The organism is Hymenobacter sp. M1-2 (assembly GCF_057808495.1).
In genome coordinates this window covers 1-17,005 of record NZ_JBTYZO010000018.1, presented here as the reverse complement: position 1 = coordinate 17,005, position 17,005 = coordinate 1, and the positions used below count along the sequence as shown (strand labels likewise).

Genomic DNA, 17,005 nt, shown 5'->3' with positions numbered 1-17,005 from the left:
TTAGCCGATGGCAGCTAGATGGCGTCCAGCCCCGGCAAGCCGAGCAACTCAGCGGCACGGCGCGCCACGGTTTTAACACTAGCGACATCCGGGCCGGTGATGGTGAGGTGGCCCATCTTGCGGCCTACACGCGCCTCCAGCTTGCCGTACAAGTGCAGGTGCGTTCCGGGCAGGCTCAGCACGGGGTACCAGCGAGGCTCCCGCCGCCCGCCGTGGCCGTCAAACCACACATCGCCCAGCAGGTTGAGCATGATGGCCGGGGAGTGCTGGCGTGGCGTTGGCAAGGGCAAGCCCGCCATGGCCCGGACCTGTAAGTCAAACTGCGACACGTCACAGGCGTCCAGGGTGTAGTGGCCGCTGTTGTGCGGGCGCGGGGCCATCTCGTTGACCACCAAACCGCCGTGCGCGCTGCCGTCGTCCACCACAAAAAACTCGACGCACAGCACCCCAACATAGCCGAGATGCTGCGCGATGGAAACGGCCGCGTCGCGGGCCCTGGTGGCCAGGGCGAGCGGCATATTTCCTTCGTAGGCGTGGGTCACGGCCAAAATGCCATCGACGTGCACGTTGCGCTGCGGGGCGAAGCTGACGACCCACCCGTCCCAGCCGCGTGCCACCAGCACCGAACACTCGGCGGTTAGCGGCAGCATCTTTTCCAGCACGCAGGCGGTGCCGCCCAACTCCGCCCAGGCGGCAGCCAGTTCATCGGCCGTCTTGACGCGGATCTGACCCTTGCCGTCGTAGCCCATGCGCGCGGTTTTCAGGATGCCCGGCAACAAATCAGCCCGGTCGTCCTGAACGGCCTGCAGCTGGGCCGGCGTTTCAATCACCGCATAGGGCCCGCAAGTTACCCCCGACACATCGGCGCAGGCCGTGAAGTGGGCTTTCTCCTCGATGCGGTTTTGCGCGATGCCCACCACGGCCGCACCGGGCGCCACGGGTCGGGTCAGCGCCAGCGTTTGCAGGGCTTCGGCTGGCACGTTTTCAAACTCGGTGGTGATGGCCTGGCACAAATGGGCCAGCTGCGTCAGCCCGGCCGGGTCGTTGTAATCGGTCTGGATGTGGTGATGGCTCACCCGCCCGGCCGGGCTTTGCGCATCCGGGTCCAGCACGGCCGTGAAGTAGCCCAGGCGCTGGGCGGCATGCACAAACATCCGCCCCAGCTGGCCGCCTCCCAGCACCCCCAGGGTCGTCGGCTGGCCCGCGGCGTCCTTACTGCCTGGCAGAACAAGGGGCGTTACTACAGCGTGCATACCGTCGTTCATACTGGCAGGGTCATGGCGCGAGCGGCTTCGGTTTGTTCGGCGCGAAACGCCTGCAGCTTGGCAGCCAGGTCCGGGTCGTGCAGGGCCAGCAGGCTGACGGCGAACAGCGCGGCATTGGCCGCCCCCGCATTACCAATAGCAAACGTGGCCACCGGCACCCCTTTGGGCATTTGCACGATGCTGTGCAGCGAGTCTACCCCCTGCAAATGGCGGCTGGCCACCGGCACCCCTAGCACGGGCACGGTGGTTTTGGCGGCCATCATGCCCGGCAGGTGGGCGGCCCCACCCGCGCCGGCGATGATGGCCTGTAAGCCGCGCGGGCCGGCTTGTTCGGCGTAGGCAAACAAGTCGTCGGGCATGCGGTGGGCCGACACCACGCGCGCTTCGTGGGCCACGCCAAAGTGCGCGAGCATCTGCACGGCATGCTGCATGGTGTCCCAGTCGCTGCTGGAGCCCATGACCACGCCGATTAGGGGCTGGCCTGGAGCGGCGTTGGTGAGAATGTCTGTTATAGTATGGGTACTCATGGTGTTCCTTGTAGATAGGGATTGATAGCCCCGGCTATTCGAAAAAAATTGGCTTTGGGCGTGGCTACGGGCCTGCGCTCTGACAGCCGGTTCCGGTCAACCTCACCCCCTGACCCCCTCTCCAAAAAAGAGGGGGCACCGGTTTTGCTCCTAACGAAGTCGTCAGGCTCCCCTCTCTTTTGGAGAGGGGCCGGGGGTGAGGTTGGCGGGGCTGCGCTGATTCAACGCTTCTTTATGCCAAAGTGCTCACCTGTTCGCGCTCAAGCAGGATTTCTGTACCCAAAATCACCAGGTCTACCCGGCCTTTCAAGGTCTGGTCGATGAAGGGCGTGTTCTGGGATTTAGATTTCATGAACTCCCGCGTGAAGGTTGTTTCTGCTTCGGTATCGAACAAGACGCACTCGGCTTGCTGGCCGACTTCGATGGTGGGTACCGGCAGGCCCATCAGGCGGCGGGGCGCCGCCGAATAGCGCTTCACCACCAAATCCCACCCGAATTTTCCGGGCTGAACGAAGTGGTGATAGAGCGACACCAGCGCCGTATCCAGGCCGGTGATGCCATTGGGCGCGCTGATGAAGTCTTGGGCCTTTTCGAACGGCGTGTGCGGCGCGTGGTCGGTGGCAATGAGGTCGAATACGCCTTCGATGAGCCCCTCGAGCAGCGCATCACAATCGGCCTGCGTCCGCAGCGGCGGGTTCATTTTATAGTTCGTGTCGTAGTCCCCGATGTGCTCATCGGTGAACATCAGGTGATGCGGGGCCACTTCCGCCGTGACTTTCACATCGCCGCGGGATTTCCACCAGCGGATGGTTTCCATGCCGAGCTTGCTGGAAACGTGTTGGATGTGCACGTGCGCGCCCGCCGCCCGCGCCAGGCGGATGTCGCGGTCGATGATGATTTCCTCCGCGCATGCCGGCGAGCCCTTGATGCCGAGCCGGTAGCTCATCACCCCTTCGTTCAGGGCGCGCGGCCCGGCCAGCTCCGGCACCTCGCAGTGGCTGGCGAAAAACATCCCAAACTCGGTGGCGTACTGCATCGCCCGGAGCAGCACCGCCGGGTCGGCGGTGGTGTCACCGTCGTCGGTGAGCATCTTCACCCCGAGTCCGCGCATGCCCTCGATTTCCGCCAGTTCCTTGCCCTCGCGGTTTTTGGTGACGCAGCCGGAGGTGTACACCGGAATGCGGGACCGGTCCTTGGCATTTTCCAGCACGGTAGCTATGGCGGTGGCCGAGTCGAGGGCCGGGCGGGTGTTCGGCATCATGACCACGCCGGTAATGCCGCCATTGATGGCCGCTTCGCTCCCCGTGGTGATGGTTTCCTTGTTCTCAAAGCCCGGAGCGCGAAAATGAACGTGGGCATCAAACATGCCGGGCATCAGAACCCGACCGCGCGCGTCGATGGCCCGGGCACCCTCGGGAATGGCTAGGCTTTTGCCGATGTTCTGAATTATTCCTTCAACAATCAGGACATCGCTCTCGACAAGCACGGGTGAATTTTCGGCGGCGATGCGGGCATTTTGAAGGAGGAGCATGGATGGATGAGTGTTGTAAACCGGCAAGGGGTATGGGGCTATTCGGGCTGTTGAAGATGAAAATACATGGGCGGAGTCGGCCGCCGCGTCCGGCGTTTAGGGCGTAACCACCGGTGAGCTGGCTTGCTGCGGTGCGGCGTACGCTTCCTGCCGCGGGAATTCCCCGCCCGGCGTGAGCCAGTCGAGTACAGCCATGCGAACGGAGATGCCATTTTCGACCTGGTTGGTGATAAGGCTGCGCTCATAGTCCATGACGGCGTCGCACAGCTCGACCCCCCGGTTCACGGGGCCAGGGTGCATGATGTAGAGGCCGAGGTCGCGAATTTCCGCCAGCCGGTCGTTGGTGATGCCGTAGACCCGGTGGTATTCCCGAAGGCTAGGGAAAAACTGCACGTCCTGGCGCTCCATCTGTACGCGGAGCAGGTACACCACATCGGGCGCCCAGGCCATGGCTGCCTCATAGTCGGTGAAGCGGCGGATGCTTTCCGGGACGTACTTGGGCACCAGCGAGCCCGGGCCCAGATAAGCGACCTCGACGCCCAGCTTTTGCAGCAGGGTGCTGGTGGAGCGCGCGACCCGGGAGTGGAGAATATCCCCAATGATGAGGACTTTTTTGCCCCTGGGGTCGGGAAATTTCTCCTTGATGGTGAAGGCGTCCAGCAGGGCCTGGGTCGGGTGTTCGTGCGCCCCGTCGCCGGCATTGATGACCGACGCCGTGGTTTGGCGGGCAATCATGCCGGGCAGGCCGGAGTGACTATGGCGGACGACGATGTAGTCGGTGCGCATGGCCTGGAGCGTCTCGATGGTCTCGCGCACCGACTCACCCTTGGTGATGGAGGAATGGTCGACGTTGAAGTTTGTCACCTCTGCCGAGAGGCGTTTGGCGGCGACCTCGAAGGAGGAGTGCGTCCGGGTGCTGGCCTCATAGAACAGCATGAGCACGGACTTGCCCTCGAGGGCGGGGATTTTTTTCACCGAGCGGGTGAACAGTTTTTTAAAGGACGTGGATTGGTCGAGTAGGAACTCGATTTCCTCACGGTGAAGGGATGCGATGTCGAGCAGGTCTTTACGTGCCATACCGGAGTTGAGGAAAAGTGAGGTTGTCTAGCTAAAAACGGACAGTACGAAGTCTTATCTGCCACTATGCATGGACGGAGAAGTTGGCTGCCGGTGTAGGCCGAAGCACTGGTGGCAGCAGCCATGGTTGGGGCAGAGGATGTTGGCGTCCATGGGTGGTAGAGGTGTAGGGTTTGAGTTGTGAAATAGGCATTGGCTGCGGGGCGGCAGCCGACGAACTCAATGGACATAAAAAAACCGTTTCGAAATCCGAAACGGTAGCGGGGCAACACCCAGAAAAAACAATGAAAATACCAGGAGCAAAACTGGGAGAACCGATAATGGCGAAGACCTTCTGGTCCAGGCGCGGTTCCCTGCCGAGCAGGGTTCCGCGCTTCATCAACGAGTTCTTTGGTTGAAGCATGATACAAAACTACGGCATTGTCACCATCACTAACTCATCCATGCTATTTTTTTGTTACGTTTTTTCAACTTTATTCCTCAGCCTGACTGACTAGCCGAAATGCTTTTTCCTGGTTTTTCGCCATAAAAAATATGGCCCGCATCACCACCTGCTTTGCAAGTACGACCCACCATAGCTTTAGCTCTTCTTTATACGCCGGTCATTCTCAAGGCCCATTGCAAGCCAAAGTACCTTCACTACCTGTGACCGTTCCCAGGGCTGTTTCGCTAGCTGACAGAACTACTAGGTTGATATGCGCCGTATCCAATCGGGCGAGTTCTTCGGCGGTTAGGATTCCGAGCGCCCGTCAGCAACTCCGAAAATTGGCCTTCCCTAACGGTGTAGCGCAGGCGCCCGAACGTCATTTTTGACTTTACCTCTTTAAAGCCAGACATGAAACAGCATAAAAAAACCGCTCCTGCAAGATGCAGGAGCGGTTTTTCGTGGGCCCAACTGGAATCGAACCAGTGACCTGCTGATTATGAGTCAGCTGCTCTAACCGATTGAGCTATAGGCCCGGCGTGAAACGGCGCGGGGCACCTGGTTTCGACGTTGCAAACTTCGCCGTTTATGAGCGGATTTGCAACGGGCAGTTGGTATTTGGTGCGCGGCAGTGAGACTTTTGTGCCGGCGAGCCGCTGCTGAAGCCCGCCGGCTTGCTTTTCCAACCACTCTTCAACGGCTGGCCGCGTGCCCCGCACTCCGTAGTAAGGCCTGAGTATGGAGTAGCCAGACTGCATCAATCTCACTGTTCCTCATCTACTTGCCTTTTGTCTCACTACGCAATACTACCTACTCAGTACCCACATATGGCTCACACACTGCCCAACCTGCTCTTTGATTTCGGGGGCGTTATCATCAACATTGACTACCAACGCACGCTGGATGCCATGCGCCGCCTGCACCGCCACGGCAACAGCACCATCGAGTTCACGCAAGCGGCACAGTCGGAGCTGTTCGACCTGATGGAAACGGGCCGCCTCACGCCGGAGGAGTTTCGGGAAGGGCTGCGCACGCACTACGCGCTAGAGGCCACCGACGAGGAGCTGGACGCCGCCTGGAACGCCATGCTGCTCGACGTGCCAGCCGAGCGGCTGGCTCTTATTGCCGAGCTGCGCGCCCAGGGCCACCAAACGGCCCTGCTCTCCAACACCAACCACATCCACATCAGCGAAATAAACCGCGTGCTGCGCACCCAGTACGGCTTCGAGCACGGCATTGCCGATGCCCTGGACCGGGTGTTTTACTCGCAGGAGGTGGGGCTGCGCAAGCCGGGCGAGGAAATATTCCAGCACGCGCTACGTGAGATGAACTGGAAAGCCGAAGAAACTCTTTTCATCGAGGACAGTTTTCAGCACATTGAAACGGCCCGCCGGCTGGGGCTGCACACCTTGTTCCTGGCCCCGCCCCTCTCCCTCACCGACGCTTTGCCCGCCGCCCTCCGTGCCTTCCCCGACCGAGAATACTCCCCCGCTCCTCCCCTTTCCTGACGCGCCCACTCCCGGCCTCCACCCCTGGGAAGAAGCCCAAGCCTTCACCCGCTACGAGCGGCCCGAACCGCCGCGCTGGCGCCGCTACGCCCTGCACCTGGGCCTGTTCCTCGTCACGCTGCTCACCACCACGCTGGCGGGGGCCGAGTGGATAACGGGCAAGGTCACGTTTGGCACGCCGGGGCTCACGCAAGCTGAGATGCTGCGCGGGCTGTGGTTTTCGCTGCCGTTTCTGGGCGTGCTCACGGTGCACGAGTTTGGGCACTACTTCACGGCGCGGCACTACCGGGTGCGGGCCACGCTGCCGTTCTACATTCCGTTTTTCACGGGCGTGTTCAATACCATCGGCACGTTCGGGGCCGTCATCCGCATCAAGGACCGGATTTTCTCCCGCAAAGAGTTCTTCGATATTGGGCTGGCCGGGCCGTTGGCAGGTTTTCTGGTGGCCGTGCCGGTTCTGGTTTACGGCTTCACCCACCTGCCGCCGCTGGAGTATTTGTTCCAGATTCACCCTGAGTACCGCATCTACGGCGCCGACTACGCCCGCTACGTGTACCGCGGCGGCGAGGGCTTGGCGCTGGCCCGGCCGCTGCTCTACCGGGGGCTGGAATACCTGTTTGCCGACCCGGCCCTGGTGCCCCACCCCAACGAGCTGATGCACTATCCGGTGCTGCTGGCCGGGGCGCTGGCGCTGTTCTTCACGGCCCTCAACCTGTTGCCCATCGGCCAGCTCGATGGCGGGCATATTCTGTACGGGCTGCTGGGGTTTCGGCGCTTCAACCGGCTGTCGATGGGGCTGTTCGTGGCGTTTATCTTCTACGCCGGGCTGGGGCTGTTCACGTTGCAGACTTCCGGCCGCACGTGGCTGTACTGGGGCCTGCCGTACCTGGGCTATTTGTTTCTGGTGTTTCGGCGGGCCGTGCCTACTCCGCGCCGGGCGCTGCTGCTAAGTTTGAGCGTGTGGGCGGCGCAGCTGGCTTGCACGCTGGCGCTGCCGGGCGTGCTCGGCAATCCGGGCTGGCTGGTATTTGGGCTGCTACTGGGGCGTGCCACGGGCATCTTCCACCCCCCGGCGCCCAACGAAACGCCGCTTTCCCCGGGCCGCAAAGTGCTGGGTTGGCTGATGCTGGCTATTTTCGTGCTTTGTTTCACTCCTAGCCCGTTCAAGTAGTAGGATAGTGTGGCAGGTGGCATAAGGATCAGTTTCAGGAGCATGTTTTTCATCGATCCTCATACCAACTACCATCTATTACCATCAACGTAGCACTCGCCGGGTTTCTATCTTGTTCGTCTACTCCGTTCTGCCTGCTTGCTGGCCTTGCCAGCCTCCATCTTTCTGTTCTATCTTTCGTGACGGTACGTGCCGTAGTTTTTTTGTCTGATGCTTATTGAACAACGCCGGCTGTGGGCCGGCAGCACCCAGCTGGCTCTGCGCCAGCACGGCTTCTATATCTGCCAGCGCCAGGCATCGGGGCAGGCGGTAGTAGAAGTGGAATTGCCCTACGAAGAAATTCTGCCCGTGCGTGTGGAGCACCGCAAGACCTTGCCCCGCACCAAGCTGCTATGCCTGCTGGGCGTCGTCTGCTGGTGCCTGTCCACCTTCTCCCTCGACCACCACAACGACGCCAACTTCATCCTCAACTTCTCGCTCTGGGCCCTGGCGTTGGGCGGCAGCTTGGGCTTCTACACCTGGTATGGTTGGCAAAACCAGTGGCGCGAGTTTGTGCTGCTCACGGCCCGTTCCAGCGTCATTCTCGTCGACCGGGCCTCGGAACGGGCGGGGTTGCAGGGCTTTGCCGAAGTGTTGGAGCGCCGCACCAAAAGCTACCTGCGCCACGAGTACGCCCAAGTCAATCCGCTCGGGCCCATTGAGGTGCAGCTAAACCGTCTGCGCTGGCTGCACGGCCTCGACGTACTCACCGAAGCCGAGGCCCGCGCCCGCGCCACCCGCCTCACCGGCCGCCTCTCCACCGACCCGCTCCGCAGCATGGGTCAGGACCTAGAAATGCCCTACGTGAATTAAGAAGCAACGCCACGTGCCACTGAGCCACTGGCGGCAGTCTTGAGCGTAGCGAAGACTGCCAGCCACGAAGCAGGGCCAGTCTTCAGACTGGCAATCGGAAACCTCTTGTAGCAGTTCTTGGGTCGGGGTGGCGCGCAACGCCGGCTCCGTGTATCGTTGCGGACGTTGAACGACTGGAACCGCGCCAACGCTTGACGGGCAACGAGGCGCGAAGCGAGAGTTGCGCGCTACCCGCCGTAGCACAACCGCAAACACGCCTTAGCTTCAGTCTGAAGACTGAATCGACTTCGTGGCAGGCAGTCTCGCCGACTGCGTCGGCTGAAGACTGCCGCCAGTGGTACGCCAGTGGTATACCAGCAGTATCTTCGTAGCTGATTTCACCTTTTAGGTTTAGCCTGATAGCCTGCTAGTTTTCTGTCATTCTGAAATGTGTTCTTGAAGTATATTCGCTCTATCATCTCCCTATTCTATGTCAGACTTGCCTTTGCCTGCCATCAAGCAGCCCTACTGGTTCATTGGCTACTCGCATCTGACTATGCAGGAAGCTGGCTTACACATTGAGGAGAAGCGATTTTTCAATCGTAGTGAGTTGTTCCTCCCGTATGAGGATTTACTACCCATTAGTGTCGTACGGTACCATAACTTTCCTTTCCGGCTTACGCTGGCGGCCTTGTTCGTTTGCTTCGGCTGTTTGAAAGCAACCTACACGCTTATCACCCAAACCGGTCAGCGGGAATCAGCCCTTTGGCTACTTCTCATCCTGAGTGGCGTTTTACTAGGCGTGGTGGCGCAAGCGTTGCGGCTCTGGCGCCATGATTTCATTCTGAGCACGGGACGGGGTACCATCGCCTTATTCGATAGCCGCCGCAACCGGTCAGCTTTATACGATTTTGCCAACGCCCTGCGCGACCATACCATTCTCCATCTGCGCAAGGAATACGCAACCGTTGATCCGCAGCGCCCCATTGAGCCGCAGCTGGCTCGCCTCGAATGGCTGCTTGAAATAGGAGTGCTCAACAACACGCAGGTTGGTCAGCTAAAAAACCGGCTGCTAACTCAGGTTTCAATGGGTGTTCAAAGCATGTCAGACAACAGCTTTGGTCCCGCTCCTTCTGTCAACTGAATTATAAGCTTGTCAACAAAAAAGCGCACTGACTTCTATGTCAGCGCGCTTTTTTGTGTCAAAATGAAGAAGCCTACCGGCCTTCCAGCGCCGCTACGCCGGGCAGCTCTTTGCCTTCCATGTATTCCAGCAGCGCGCCGCCGCCGGTACTGATGTAGCTTACTTTATCACTGAAGCCGAGTTGGTTGACGGCTGCCGCCGAGTCGCCGCCGCCGATGAGGCTGAAGGCGCCGTGCTCGGTGGCTTCGGCAATGGCCTGGGCTACGCCTTCGGTGCCTTTGGCGAAGTTACTCATCTCAAACACGCCCATCGGGCCGTTCCAGAGGATGGTTTTCGACTGGCGCACCACCTCCGCAAAGGCCTGCTGCGACTCCGGGCCCAGGTCCAGGCCCATCCAGCCGTCGGGAATCTCGCTGTTGGCAGCCACTTTGGTTTGAGCGTCGTTGGCGAATTTGTCGGCAATGAGGCTGTCGGTGGGCAGCAGCAGGTTCACGCCTTTGGCCTTGGCTTTCTCGATGAGGCTCAGGGCCAGATCCAGCTTGTCGGCTTCCAGCAACGAGTTGCCGATGCTGCCGCCCTGGGCCTTGGCAAACGTATAGGCCATGCCGCCCCCGATGAGCAGGTTATCGACCTTGTCGAGCAGCTTCTCGATCAGCAGAATCTTATCCGAAATCTTGGCCCCACCCATGATAGCCGTGAAAGGCCGCTCGGCCTGTTCCAGTACGCGCTTGGCGTTGTCCAACTCCGACTGCAACAGGTAGCCGGCCACGCGATTCTCGGGCGCGAAGTGGCTGGCCATGACGGCCGTGGAGGCATGTTTGCGGTGCGCTGCCCCGAAGGCATCGTTCACATACACGTCGCCGAGCGGGGCCAGCTTTTCGGCAAACGCGGCGTCGCCTTTTTCTTCCTCGCCGTAGAAGCGCACGTTTTCAACCAGCAGAATCTGGCCGGGCTGTAGCGCCTGGGCTTGCTCCTGGGCTTGCAGGGCATCTTCCGCAAACTGTACCTCAGTAGCGTACTCCTGGCTCAGCCGCGCCACGATGTGCTTGAGCGAGTACTTGTCCTCCGGGCCTCCTTTGGGCCGTCCCAGGTGCGAAAGCAGCACCACCGAGCCCCCATCGGCCAGAATCTTACGGATGGTGGGCGTCGCGGCGCGGATGCGGGTGTCGTCGGTGATGGTGAAATCCTTGTCGAGCGGCACGTTGAAGTCGACGCGCACCACGGCGCGCTTGCCAGAGAAGTTGTACTGGTCGAGGGTTTGCATGAGCTATAGGGTTGGGTTGTGAATGGCCTTGTACGGCGCGAATGTAGCGCGCAGCCGGCCTTCGCGCTACATTCTGGCTCTGCCGCCAGTACCCCACCATCCAGCACCCGACCCGCGCTACTGCTCCCCGCCCACCAGCAAAGTCCCCATGCGGCTCACCCCGGTTGCCGAGGTCAGGCGCAGCAGATGATAGCCCGCGGAAACGCCCCGCAGATTCACGGGCAAGGCATTGGCGCCGTGCCGTACCGTTTCCGTGCGCGTTTTCACCACCCGGCCCAGGGCATCGAGCAGCTCCAGCCGCACGGGGCCGGCCGCTGCTGCTTCGTAGCGTACGGTTACGGTTTCGGCAGCGGGGTTAGGAAACAATTCCAGCGCCGGCGCTTTGGAGAGTGAGCGGCCAGTGCCAGTCACCACTCGGCTCGACGTTTTGCGCAGCAGCACCACCGAAGTGTAGGGAGCCAGGGTCAGGCTGCCGTTGTACGGGGTGTTGCGCACATCCACGTAAGCCGCGCCAGCGGGCAGCGTAACCGTGCGTGGCGCAGCGCTGGCGTTGTATTCAAACCGGATGGAGTCGGCAACGCTGGCGGCGGTGAGCGTGGCTTCTTGCAAACGCACATTGTCGAGCCAGGTCGACTGCGTGTTTTCATCGAGCGTAAAGGCCACGTTGGCCGTGGGGTCGTCAGTGGTTGGCACCAGCGCCACCTCGAAGCTGGTGGTGCCGGGTGTGAGCAGCACGCGGGTGCGGGGCGTTAGGTCGGCGTAGTTGCCAGCGCCGCGTTTGAGGTAGACGTCCACCACCTGCTCCGCGCCCGAGCTAACGGCATTGAACCGCACGGTGTATTGTTTGGCCTGCTGAATGCTGCCGATGCGCGTTTCTGCCGTCAAAATGGCGTTGGCTTGCCCTGATATCGAGCTGAAGGACAGGCGCAAACTGCCGCCGCTGCCTAGGCGGTTGGTGTTGTCCCAGGTGAGCTGCCCGTTGCCGGCCGAGCTGTAGCTGCTCCATCCGTTACTGTTGGCCGTCAGGTCCGGGTTGGTTACTAGGTTGGGGCCGGTGCGCCCATCTATTCGGTACGGCCGAAACGTGACGGGGCTGTTGCGCGAGTCGGCATCTTGGTTGAAGACGGCCTGCCACCCGGCCAGCGTGTAGGACTTGTTAACGTAGCCTCCGTTGGCCGTCCGGTACGAGGTATTGATTTTCAGCACCTCGTCGAAAGGCCGGGCGTAGTAGTTGCCGCTGAAAACGCCGAGCGTGGCCAAGTCGTTGCCCGAAGTTTCGTACTGAGCCACAGGGTAGGCCGCCTGGGCACTGACGAGCACGTTGTTTTTCACTTGCAACGCACTGAAGCCACAATTGCCGGCCGGACCGAGCAGCAGCTGAATTCCGTTGTTGAAGCTCGTATTGTCGTGCACGTTGATGCGGGAGGTGCCGTGCAGGAAAATGCCGCTGCTCCGGCACTGGCTCACCGTGTTACCGGCCACTTCCACGTTCATGGAGCAGTCGTCGAGGTAGATGCCGTGGCCCGGAATGTAGTTGGGGTTGTCGGTGCCCTCCGGTACGCCCACGGCATTGAGCACTACATTGCCCAGGATGCGGGCATTCAGGTTGTTGCGCGGCGTTGTGCCGCCATTCCAGGTATAGATGCCGCCGCCGTCGTCCTTGGCCATGGTGTAGTTGCGCACCACGTTGTTGCGGATGGTCACGTTGTCGCTGAAATAGTAGGACATGCCCACGTAGCCGCAGCTATCGAGCAGGTTGTTTTCGAGCAGCAGCGTGTTGCAGCTAGCCGCATCGAAGGTGAAGTATTGGCCGTCGCCGCCTTTGCCCCGTCCCGCCGCCAAGCCCGTGTTCTTGAGTGTGTTGCCGCGAAACGTGAGGTTGGTATAGCCGCTCACGTTCACGGCGTTGTTGTTGGTGTGGTTGATGAGGCAGTTTTCCACCAGCACATCAGCCCCAACTCCGTTCAGCCGCACCGCGTTTTCGCCGGAGCCTTCCACTGTCACGCCCCGCACCGTGAAGTTGGACACGCTTTCGGCGTCCAGGCTGTGGTTTAGGGAGTGAGCCAGGGCCAGGTTTTCGAGCGTGACAAAGCGTTGATTTCTAATAGTAACCACTGCCGGAACGGCCGTTGCTTCCACGGTTGTAGAAGCTGGGTCAGTCAAGCTAAAGAGGCGAATCTTACGGGAGCTGGCGTTGTAGTACCACTCGCCGGCTTGGTCTAGGGTGGCCGGATGGTTCTGAATGAAAAAGCCCCACCGGTCTTTCAAGCCGTAGCTCGGGGCCGCCGCCAGCGTGAGCACGTTGCCGCTCTGCGCCGATATGGTAGCGCGGTCCAGAATCCACCGCTCGGTTCGCAACACGGCTTCGCCCCCGCTCCAATTGGTGGTCGAAGCTGCGAGCTGGGCGCTAGTGAATTGCGTGGCGCTGGCGTGCGAATCAACCACCAGATAGCCTTTGTTGGGCGCGCTCAGGTTGGGGTAGCGCCCCAGCGGTAGCAGGCGGCCATTAGCCGCCACATTGGTGACGGTACTGCCGCAGCTGGCGCACGATGCCTCCCACACGTTGGCCCCAGCGCTGGTCCAGCCCGTAAGCGGTACTGCCCCACTCAGCACTGGCAAGGTGCCGCTGCCGTACGCGCCAAACGTGAGCGGCGCGCCACTGCTGCCGCTCCGCGTGACAAGCAGCGCTCCGCGAAATACGTCACCGCGCCGGAACAGCACTTGGTCGCCGGGTTGCAGCGAATTCATCACGGCGTTGAGCTTGTTGAGACTTTGCCAGGGCGTGGCTTGATTTTGCGCTTGAGTGGCCGTGCGGTTGTCATCGCCGTTGGCCGCGAAATAGTACGTTGCCGCGAGGCTGCGCGTGCTCAGAGCCAAGAACAGAAGGAATAGAAGAGGTTTTTGCATACAGGAAACAGGTTTTACTACTGGATTGCTGGATTGAAGATGTTTGGCTTAAATGTAACTTATTAGCCAACGCACTTTATTGAATAAGGCGAGAAATGACATAATTCTCCCTTCCCATCTTGAGGGTTGTCGAACCAGCCGGAGCAAATGCGAGTTATGGATGCCTGTTCGTTCCTCTGCCTTCTGCGGCCAGCAGCGACGCTAGCTTCGTTTTTCAAAAGAGCAGGCAGGCCAGCAAGCTGTAAGCCACATTAGGCAGCGCTAAGCCTTGCTACTATTAGCACACTACTTGCGGGCTCCCGTTCCTGGTCTTACTACTTTTGACTACGCTTGCTCGCACTTGCTTCCCCGAATCGGCCTTAGTTTGCAGCCGTTGCTGAATTATGGCGGCGTGCTTTGCGGGTCGGCATCTCTGTAGCGTGCTTCCTGCTACTGCGTACCTTTGCATTACCTATGAAAATTGGCATCTTCTTCGGCGGCCCGTCGCGTGAGCGGGAAATTTCCTTCGCGGGCGGCCGCACCGTATACGACAACCTCGACAAGGCGCTGTTTGAAGCCGTGCCCGTGTTCGTGGACAGCCGCGGCAACTTCATCTTGCTCGACTGGCATTACATCTACAAAGGCACCATCCGGGACTTCTACCCGCCCGTTTCGGCCCTACCGGCTTCCGAGCACAGACTCCAAGTCTACCTCGAAAGCCTGGGCGAACTGAGCCAGGAGCAGCAGGATCAAATTATCGGTGAAGTAGGTCGGCGCGTGCTGCCCCACGAGCTGCGCGAACTGATGGATTTTGCCTTCCTGGCCCTGCACGGCCCGGCCGGCGAGGATGGCGCTATTCAGGGTTTGCTGGAATGGTACGGCATTCCGTATTCCGGCTCCGGCATTTTGCCCTCGGCCTTCGGCATCGATAAGATTGCCCAGAAAAAGCTACTCAAGGCCCTCAACCGTCCTACCCCCGATTTCCGCACCATCACGGCCGAGGAATGGGATGCCGCCAACCCGCAAGCCACCCTCGATTACCTCGTGCGCGAGCTAGGCCTGCCGTTGGTATTCAAGGCCCCGCGCCAAGGTAGTAGCATCGGCGTCAGTATCCTGCGCGAAGCCGACGTAACTAAATTCCAAGCCGCCATAGAGCGCAGCCTGTTCCGCAAAACCGTCAGCCGCACCGACTGGCTGCGCCTCTCCGAGCGCGACAAAATAGTTTGGCTGCAACAGCTGGTTGATATCCGCGAAGGCATCGGCCTACCCGTTTTATTGAATGAGGAATTAGGAATGAGGAATGAGGAATTGGGAACGACCAACAATTCTTCATTAATCATCTACCATCCTGAGGAGCTGCTGCACGCGCTGAACGAGCGGCTAGAAACGTCGGAGGTGGTGCGCCTGACCAACGTGGATGGCGAGGCGCAGGTGCTGGTGGAGAGCTTCGTGCAGGGCCGGGAGTTTTCGTGCATCGTGGTGGAAGACCCCAGCGGCAAGCCACTGGCGTTGCCGCCCACTGAGATTGTGAAAGGCGAAGAGATGTTTGATTACCGCTCGAAATACCTGCCCGGCCTCTCGCGCAAAATCACCCCCATCGACCTGCCCGAAACCGAAATTCAACGCATCCGCGAAGCCTGCGAGGAGATGTTCAGCACCTTCGGCTTCCAAGTGTACGCGCGCCTGGATGGGTTTATTTCTGCTCAGTTGCCAGTTGTTAGCGGGCAGTTGTCAGTGTCAGATAACAATCCAGCCACCGACAACCAACAACTGACAACCTATAACCAACAACCAACAACTAGCATTTTCCTCAACGACCCGAACACGACTTCGGGAATGTTGCCGGCTTCGTTCTTCTTCCACCAGGCGGCGGAAATTGGGCTGAATCCTTCGCAGTTTCTCACCTACCTGATTCGGACTTCGCTGGCGGCACGGCGGCGAGCAGGCATGCAGCCGGTGCGGCTGGCGGGCCTGCTGGCGCAGCTGGACGCGGCGGTGGCGGCCCGCACCCACGAGCAACGGCCCCGCACCAAGGTGGCCGTTATTATGGGCGGCTACTCGTCGGAGCGGCACATTTCGGTGGAGAGTGGACGCAATATTTATGAAAAGCTCAGCTCTTCGGTGAAGTACGAGCCCGTACCCGTGTTCCTGACCGGCAACAGCCAGGAATTCCGGCTCTATGTGCTGCCCATCAACGTGATGCTCAAGGACAACGCCGACGACATCCACGAGAAGATAGAGTACGCCGAAGCGGGCCACGAGCTGCATCCGGTGCTGGCCCGCATCCGTCACGAGGCCGAAGGTATCACCAGCGCCTACGCCGGGCAGGCCACCACGCAACCGCGCCGCATCTCATTCGAGGAGCTGGCCGACATGGTGGACGAGGTGTTTATTGCTCTGCACGGCCGCCCCGGCGAGGATGGCGCCCTGCAACGCAAGCTGGAAAAGTACGGCCTGCCCTACAACGGCTCCGGCGCCGATTCCAGCTCCATTACCATCAACAAATTCGAAACCAACCGCCACCTGCGCGAAGCCGGTTTGCGCGTGGCTGAGCATCGTATGGCCAACCGCCTGGAATGGCAGGCCGATGCCGAAAGCTTCTACCGCAGCCTGGAAACGCAGTTTGCCTACCCATTCATTGCCAAGCCCGCCGATGATGGCTGCTCCTCGGCCGTGAAGAAAATCAAGAGCCGGGCCGAGCTGGAAGCCTTCACCCGCCTCATTTTCCGCGACCAGGAAGACCTACTGGAAACCGAGGCCGCGACGCTCCATCTAGGCTTCAAAGAAGAGTTTCCGCAGAAAGACGCCTTCTTGGTGGAAACCCTGATTTCCCGCGATGGGGCGGCGCACTTCCTGGAAGTGACGGGTGGCCTGCTCACGCACTGGGGCGAAAATGGCGAGTTGCAGATTGAGGTATTCGAGGCCTCCGAAGCCCTGGCGACCGGCGAGGTGCTGAGCCTGGAAGAGAAGTTTCTAGCTGGCGAAGGGCAGAACATCACGCCCGCCCGCTACGCCCCGGACCCGCAGGAGCGCCAGCGCATTTCCGAAGAAGTGAAAAAAGAACTGCGCCGCGTGGCAGAGGTGCTCGACATTCAAGGCTACGCCCGCATCGACGCCTTCGTGCGCGTGCGCGACAACGGCGCGGTAGAGGTGCTCATCATCGAGGTGAATTCCCTGCCCGGCATGACGCCCGCCACCTGCATCTTCCACCAAACCGCCCTGGCCGGCTACACTCCCTATCAGTTTATTGACCAGATTCTGGAGTTTGGGAAACAGCGCAACGAGAAGCTGGAAGCCACCACTAAAAGCTAAGCAACTAGCTCCCCTCCTTTTTAAGGAGGGGAGTTAATTCTAGCTCTATTTTCTAAATACCTTCG

Annotated in this window: 12 protein-coding genes and 1 tRNA gene; 5 read left to right on the top strand and 8 right to left on the bottom strand. The window is 60.3% G+C overall.

Features of this window, described 5'->3' with window-relative positions:
• Positions 1–14: 14 nt before the first annotated feature.
• The 6 genes from ACYSMN_RS17325 to ACYSMN_RS17300 all read right to left on the bottom strand — a co-directional run bounded on the left by ACYSMN_RS17325 (position 15) and on the right by ACYSMN_RS17300 (position 5,360).
• Positions 15–1,253 carry a 5-(carboxyamino)imidazole ribonucleotide synthase gene (locus ACYSMN_RS17325; RefSeq protein ID WP_488925174.1) on the bottom strand — a complete coding sequence of 413 codons (1,239 nt, stop codon included), beginning with the start codon at positions 1,251–1,253 and terminating at the stop codon, positions 15–17.
• Positions 1,254–1,261: 8 nt separating this feature from the next.
• Complete coding sequence (purE, locus tag ACYSMN_RS17320; RefSeq protein ID WP_488925173.1) at positions 1,262–1,792, bottom strand: 5-(carboxyamino)imidazole ribonucleotide mutase; 531 nt, start codon at positions 1,790–1,792, stop codon at positions 1,262–1,264.
• A gap of 232 nt (positions 1,793–2,024) precedes the next feature.
• A complete protein-coding gene (locus ACYSMN_RS17315; RefSeq protein WP_488925172.1) occupies positions 2,025–3,323 on the bottom strand; it encodes a dihydroorotase in 1,299 nt (432 codons plus the stop codon).
• 96 nt (positions 3,324–3,419) lie between these two features.
• On the bottom strand, positions 3,420–4,400 hold the full coding sequence (locus ACYSMN_RS17310) for an aspartate carbamoyltransferase catalytic subunit (protein WP_488925171.1): 981 nt from the start codon (positions 4,398–4,400) through the stop codon (positions 3,420–3,422).
• Between the two features lie 608 nt (positions 4,401–5,008).
• The gene (locus ACYSMN_RS17305) at positions 5,009–5,137 is read right to left on the bottom strand and encodes a CHAT domain-containing protein (protein WP_488925260.1); all 129 of its coding nucleotides are present in this window, start codon (positions 5,135–5,137) and stop codon (positions 5,009–5,011) included.
• 149 nt (positions 5,138–5,286) lie between these two features.
• A tRNA-Ile gene (locus ACYSMN_RS17300) sits at positions 5,287–5,360 on the bottom strand.
• 291 nt (positions 5,361–5,651) lie between these two features.
• Between ACYSMN_RS17300 and ACYSMN_RS17295 the strand changes: the two genes are divergently transcribed.
• The 4 genes from ACYSMN_RS17295 to ACYSMN_RS17280 all read left to right on the top strand — a co-directional run bounded on the left by ACYSMN_RS17295 (position 5,652) and on the right by ACYSMN_RS17280 (position 9,478).
• Positions 5,652–6,332, top strand: a complete 681-nt coding sequence (locus tag ACYSMN_RS17295; RefSeq protein ID WP_488925170.1) for an HAD family hydrolase — start codon at positions 5,652–5,654, stop codon at positions 6,330–6,332.
• Positions 6,286–7,503: a site-2 protease family protein gene (locus ACYSMN_RS17290; protein WP_488925169.1), complete on the top strand. Its 1,218-nt coding sequence runs from the start codon at positions 6,286–6,288 to the stop codon at positions 7,501–7,503. The genes ACYSMN_RS17295 and ACYSMN_RS17290 overlap by 47 nt, the downstream gene beginning before the upstream one ends.
• A 210-nt stretch (positions 7,504–7,713) precedes the next feature.
• The gene (locus tag ACYSMN_RS17285) at positions 7,714–8,355 is read left to right on the top strand and encodes a hypothetical protein (protein WP_488925168.1); all 642 of its coding nucleotides are present in this window, start codon (positions 7,714–7,716) and stop codon (positions 8,353–8,355) included.
• A 469-nt stretch (positions 8,356–8,824) separates the two neighbouring features.
• Positions 8,825–9,478 carry a hypothetical protein gene (locus tag ACYSMN_RS17280; protein ID WP_488925167.1) on the top strand — a complete coding sequence of 218 codons (654 nt, stop codon included), beginning with the start codon at positions 8,825–8,827 and terminating at the stop codon, positions 9,476–9,478.
• Between the two features lie 73 nt (positions 9,479–9,551).
• Here ACYSMN_RS17280 and ACYSMN_RS17275 read toward each other — a convergent pair whose 3' ends face one another.
• Together ACYSMN_RS17275 and ACYSMN_RS17270 are read right to left on the bottom strand one after the other, a co-directional pair.
• The gene (locus tag ACYSMN_RS17275; protein WP_488925166.1) at positions 9,552–10,742 is read right to left on the bottom strand and encodes a phosphoglycerate kinase; all 1,191 of its coding nucleotides are present in this window, start codon (positions 10,740–10,742) and stop codon (positions 9,552–9,554) included.
• 117 nt (positions 10,743–10,859) lie between these two features.
• Positions 10,860–13,649, bottom strand: a complete 2,790-nt coding sequence (locus tag ACYSMN_RS17270) for a right-handed parallel beta-helix repeat-containing protein (protein ID WP_488925165.1) — start codon at positions 13,647–13,649, stop codon at positions 10,860–10,862.
• A 453-nt stretch (positions 13,650–14,102) separates the two neighbouring features.
• On the opposite strand from ACYSMN_RS17270, the gene ACYSMN_RS17265 reads away from it, so the two are divergent.
• Positions 14,103–16,940 carry a D-alanine--D-alanine ligase family protein gene (locus tag ACYSMN_RS17265; RefSeq protein WP_488925164.1) on the top strand — a complete coding sequence of 946 codons (2,838 nt, stop codon included), beginning with the start codon at positions 14,103–14,105 and terminating at the stop codon, positions 16,938–16,940.
• Positions 16,941–17,005 lie beyond the last annotated feature (65 nt).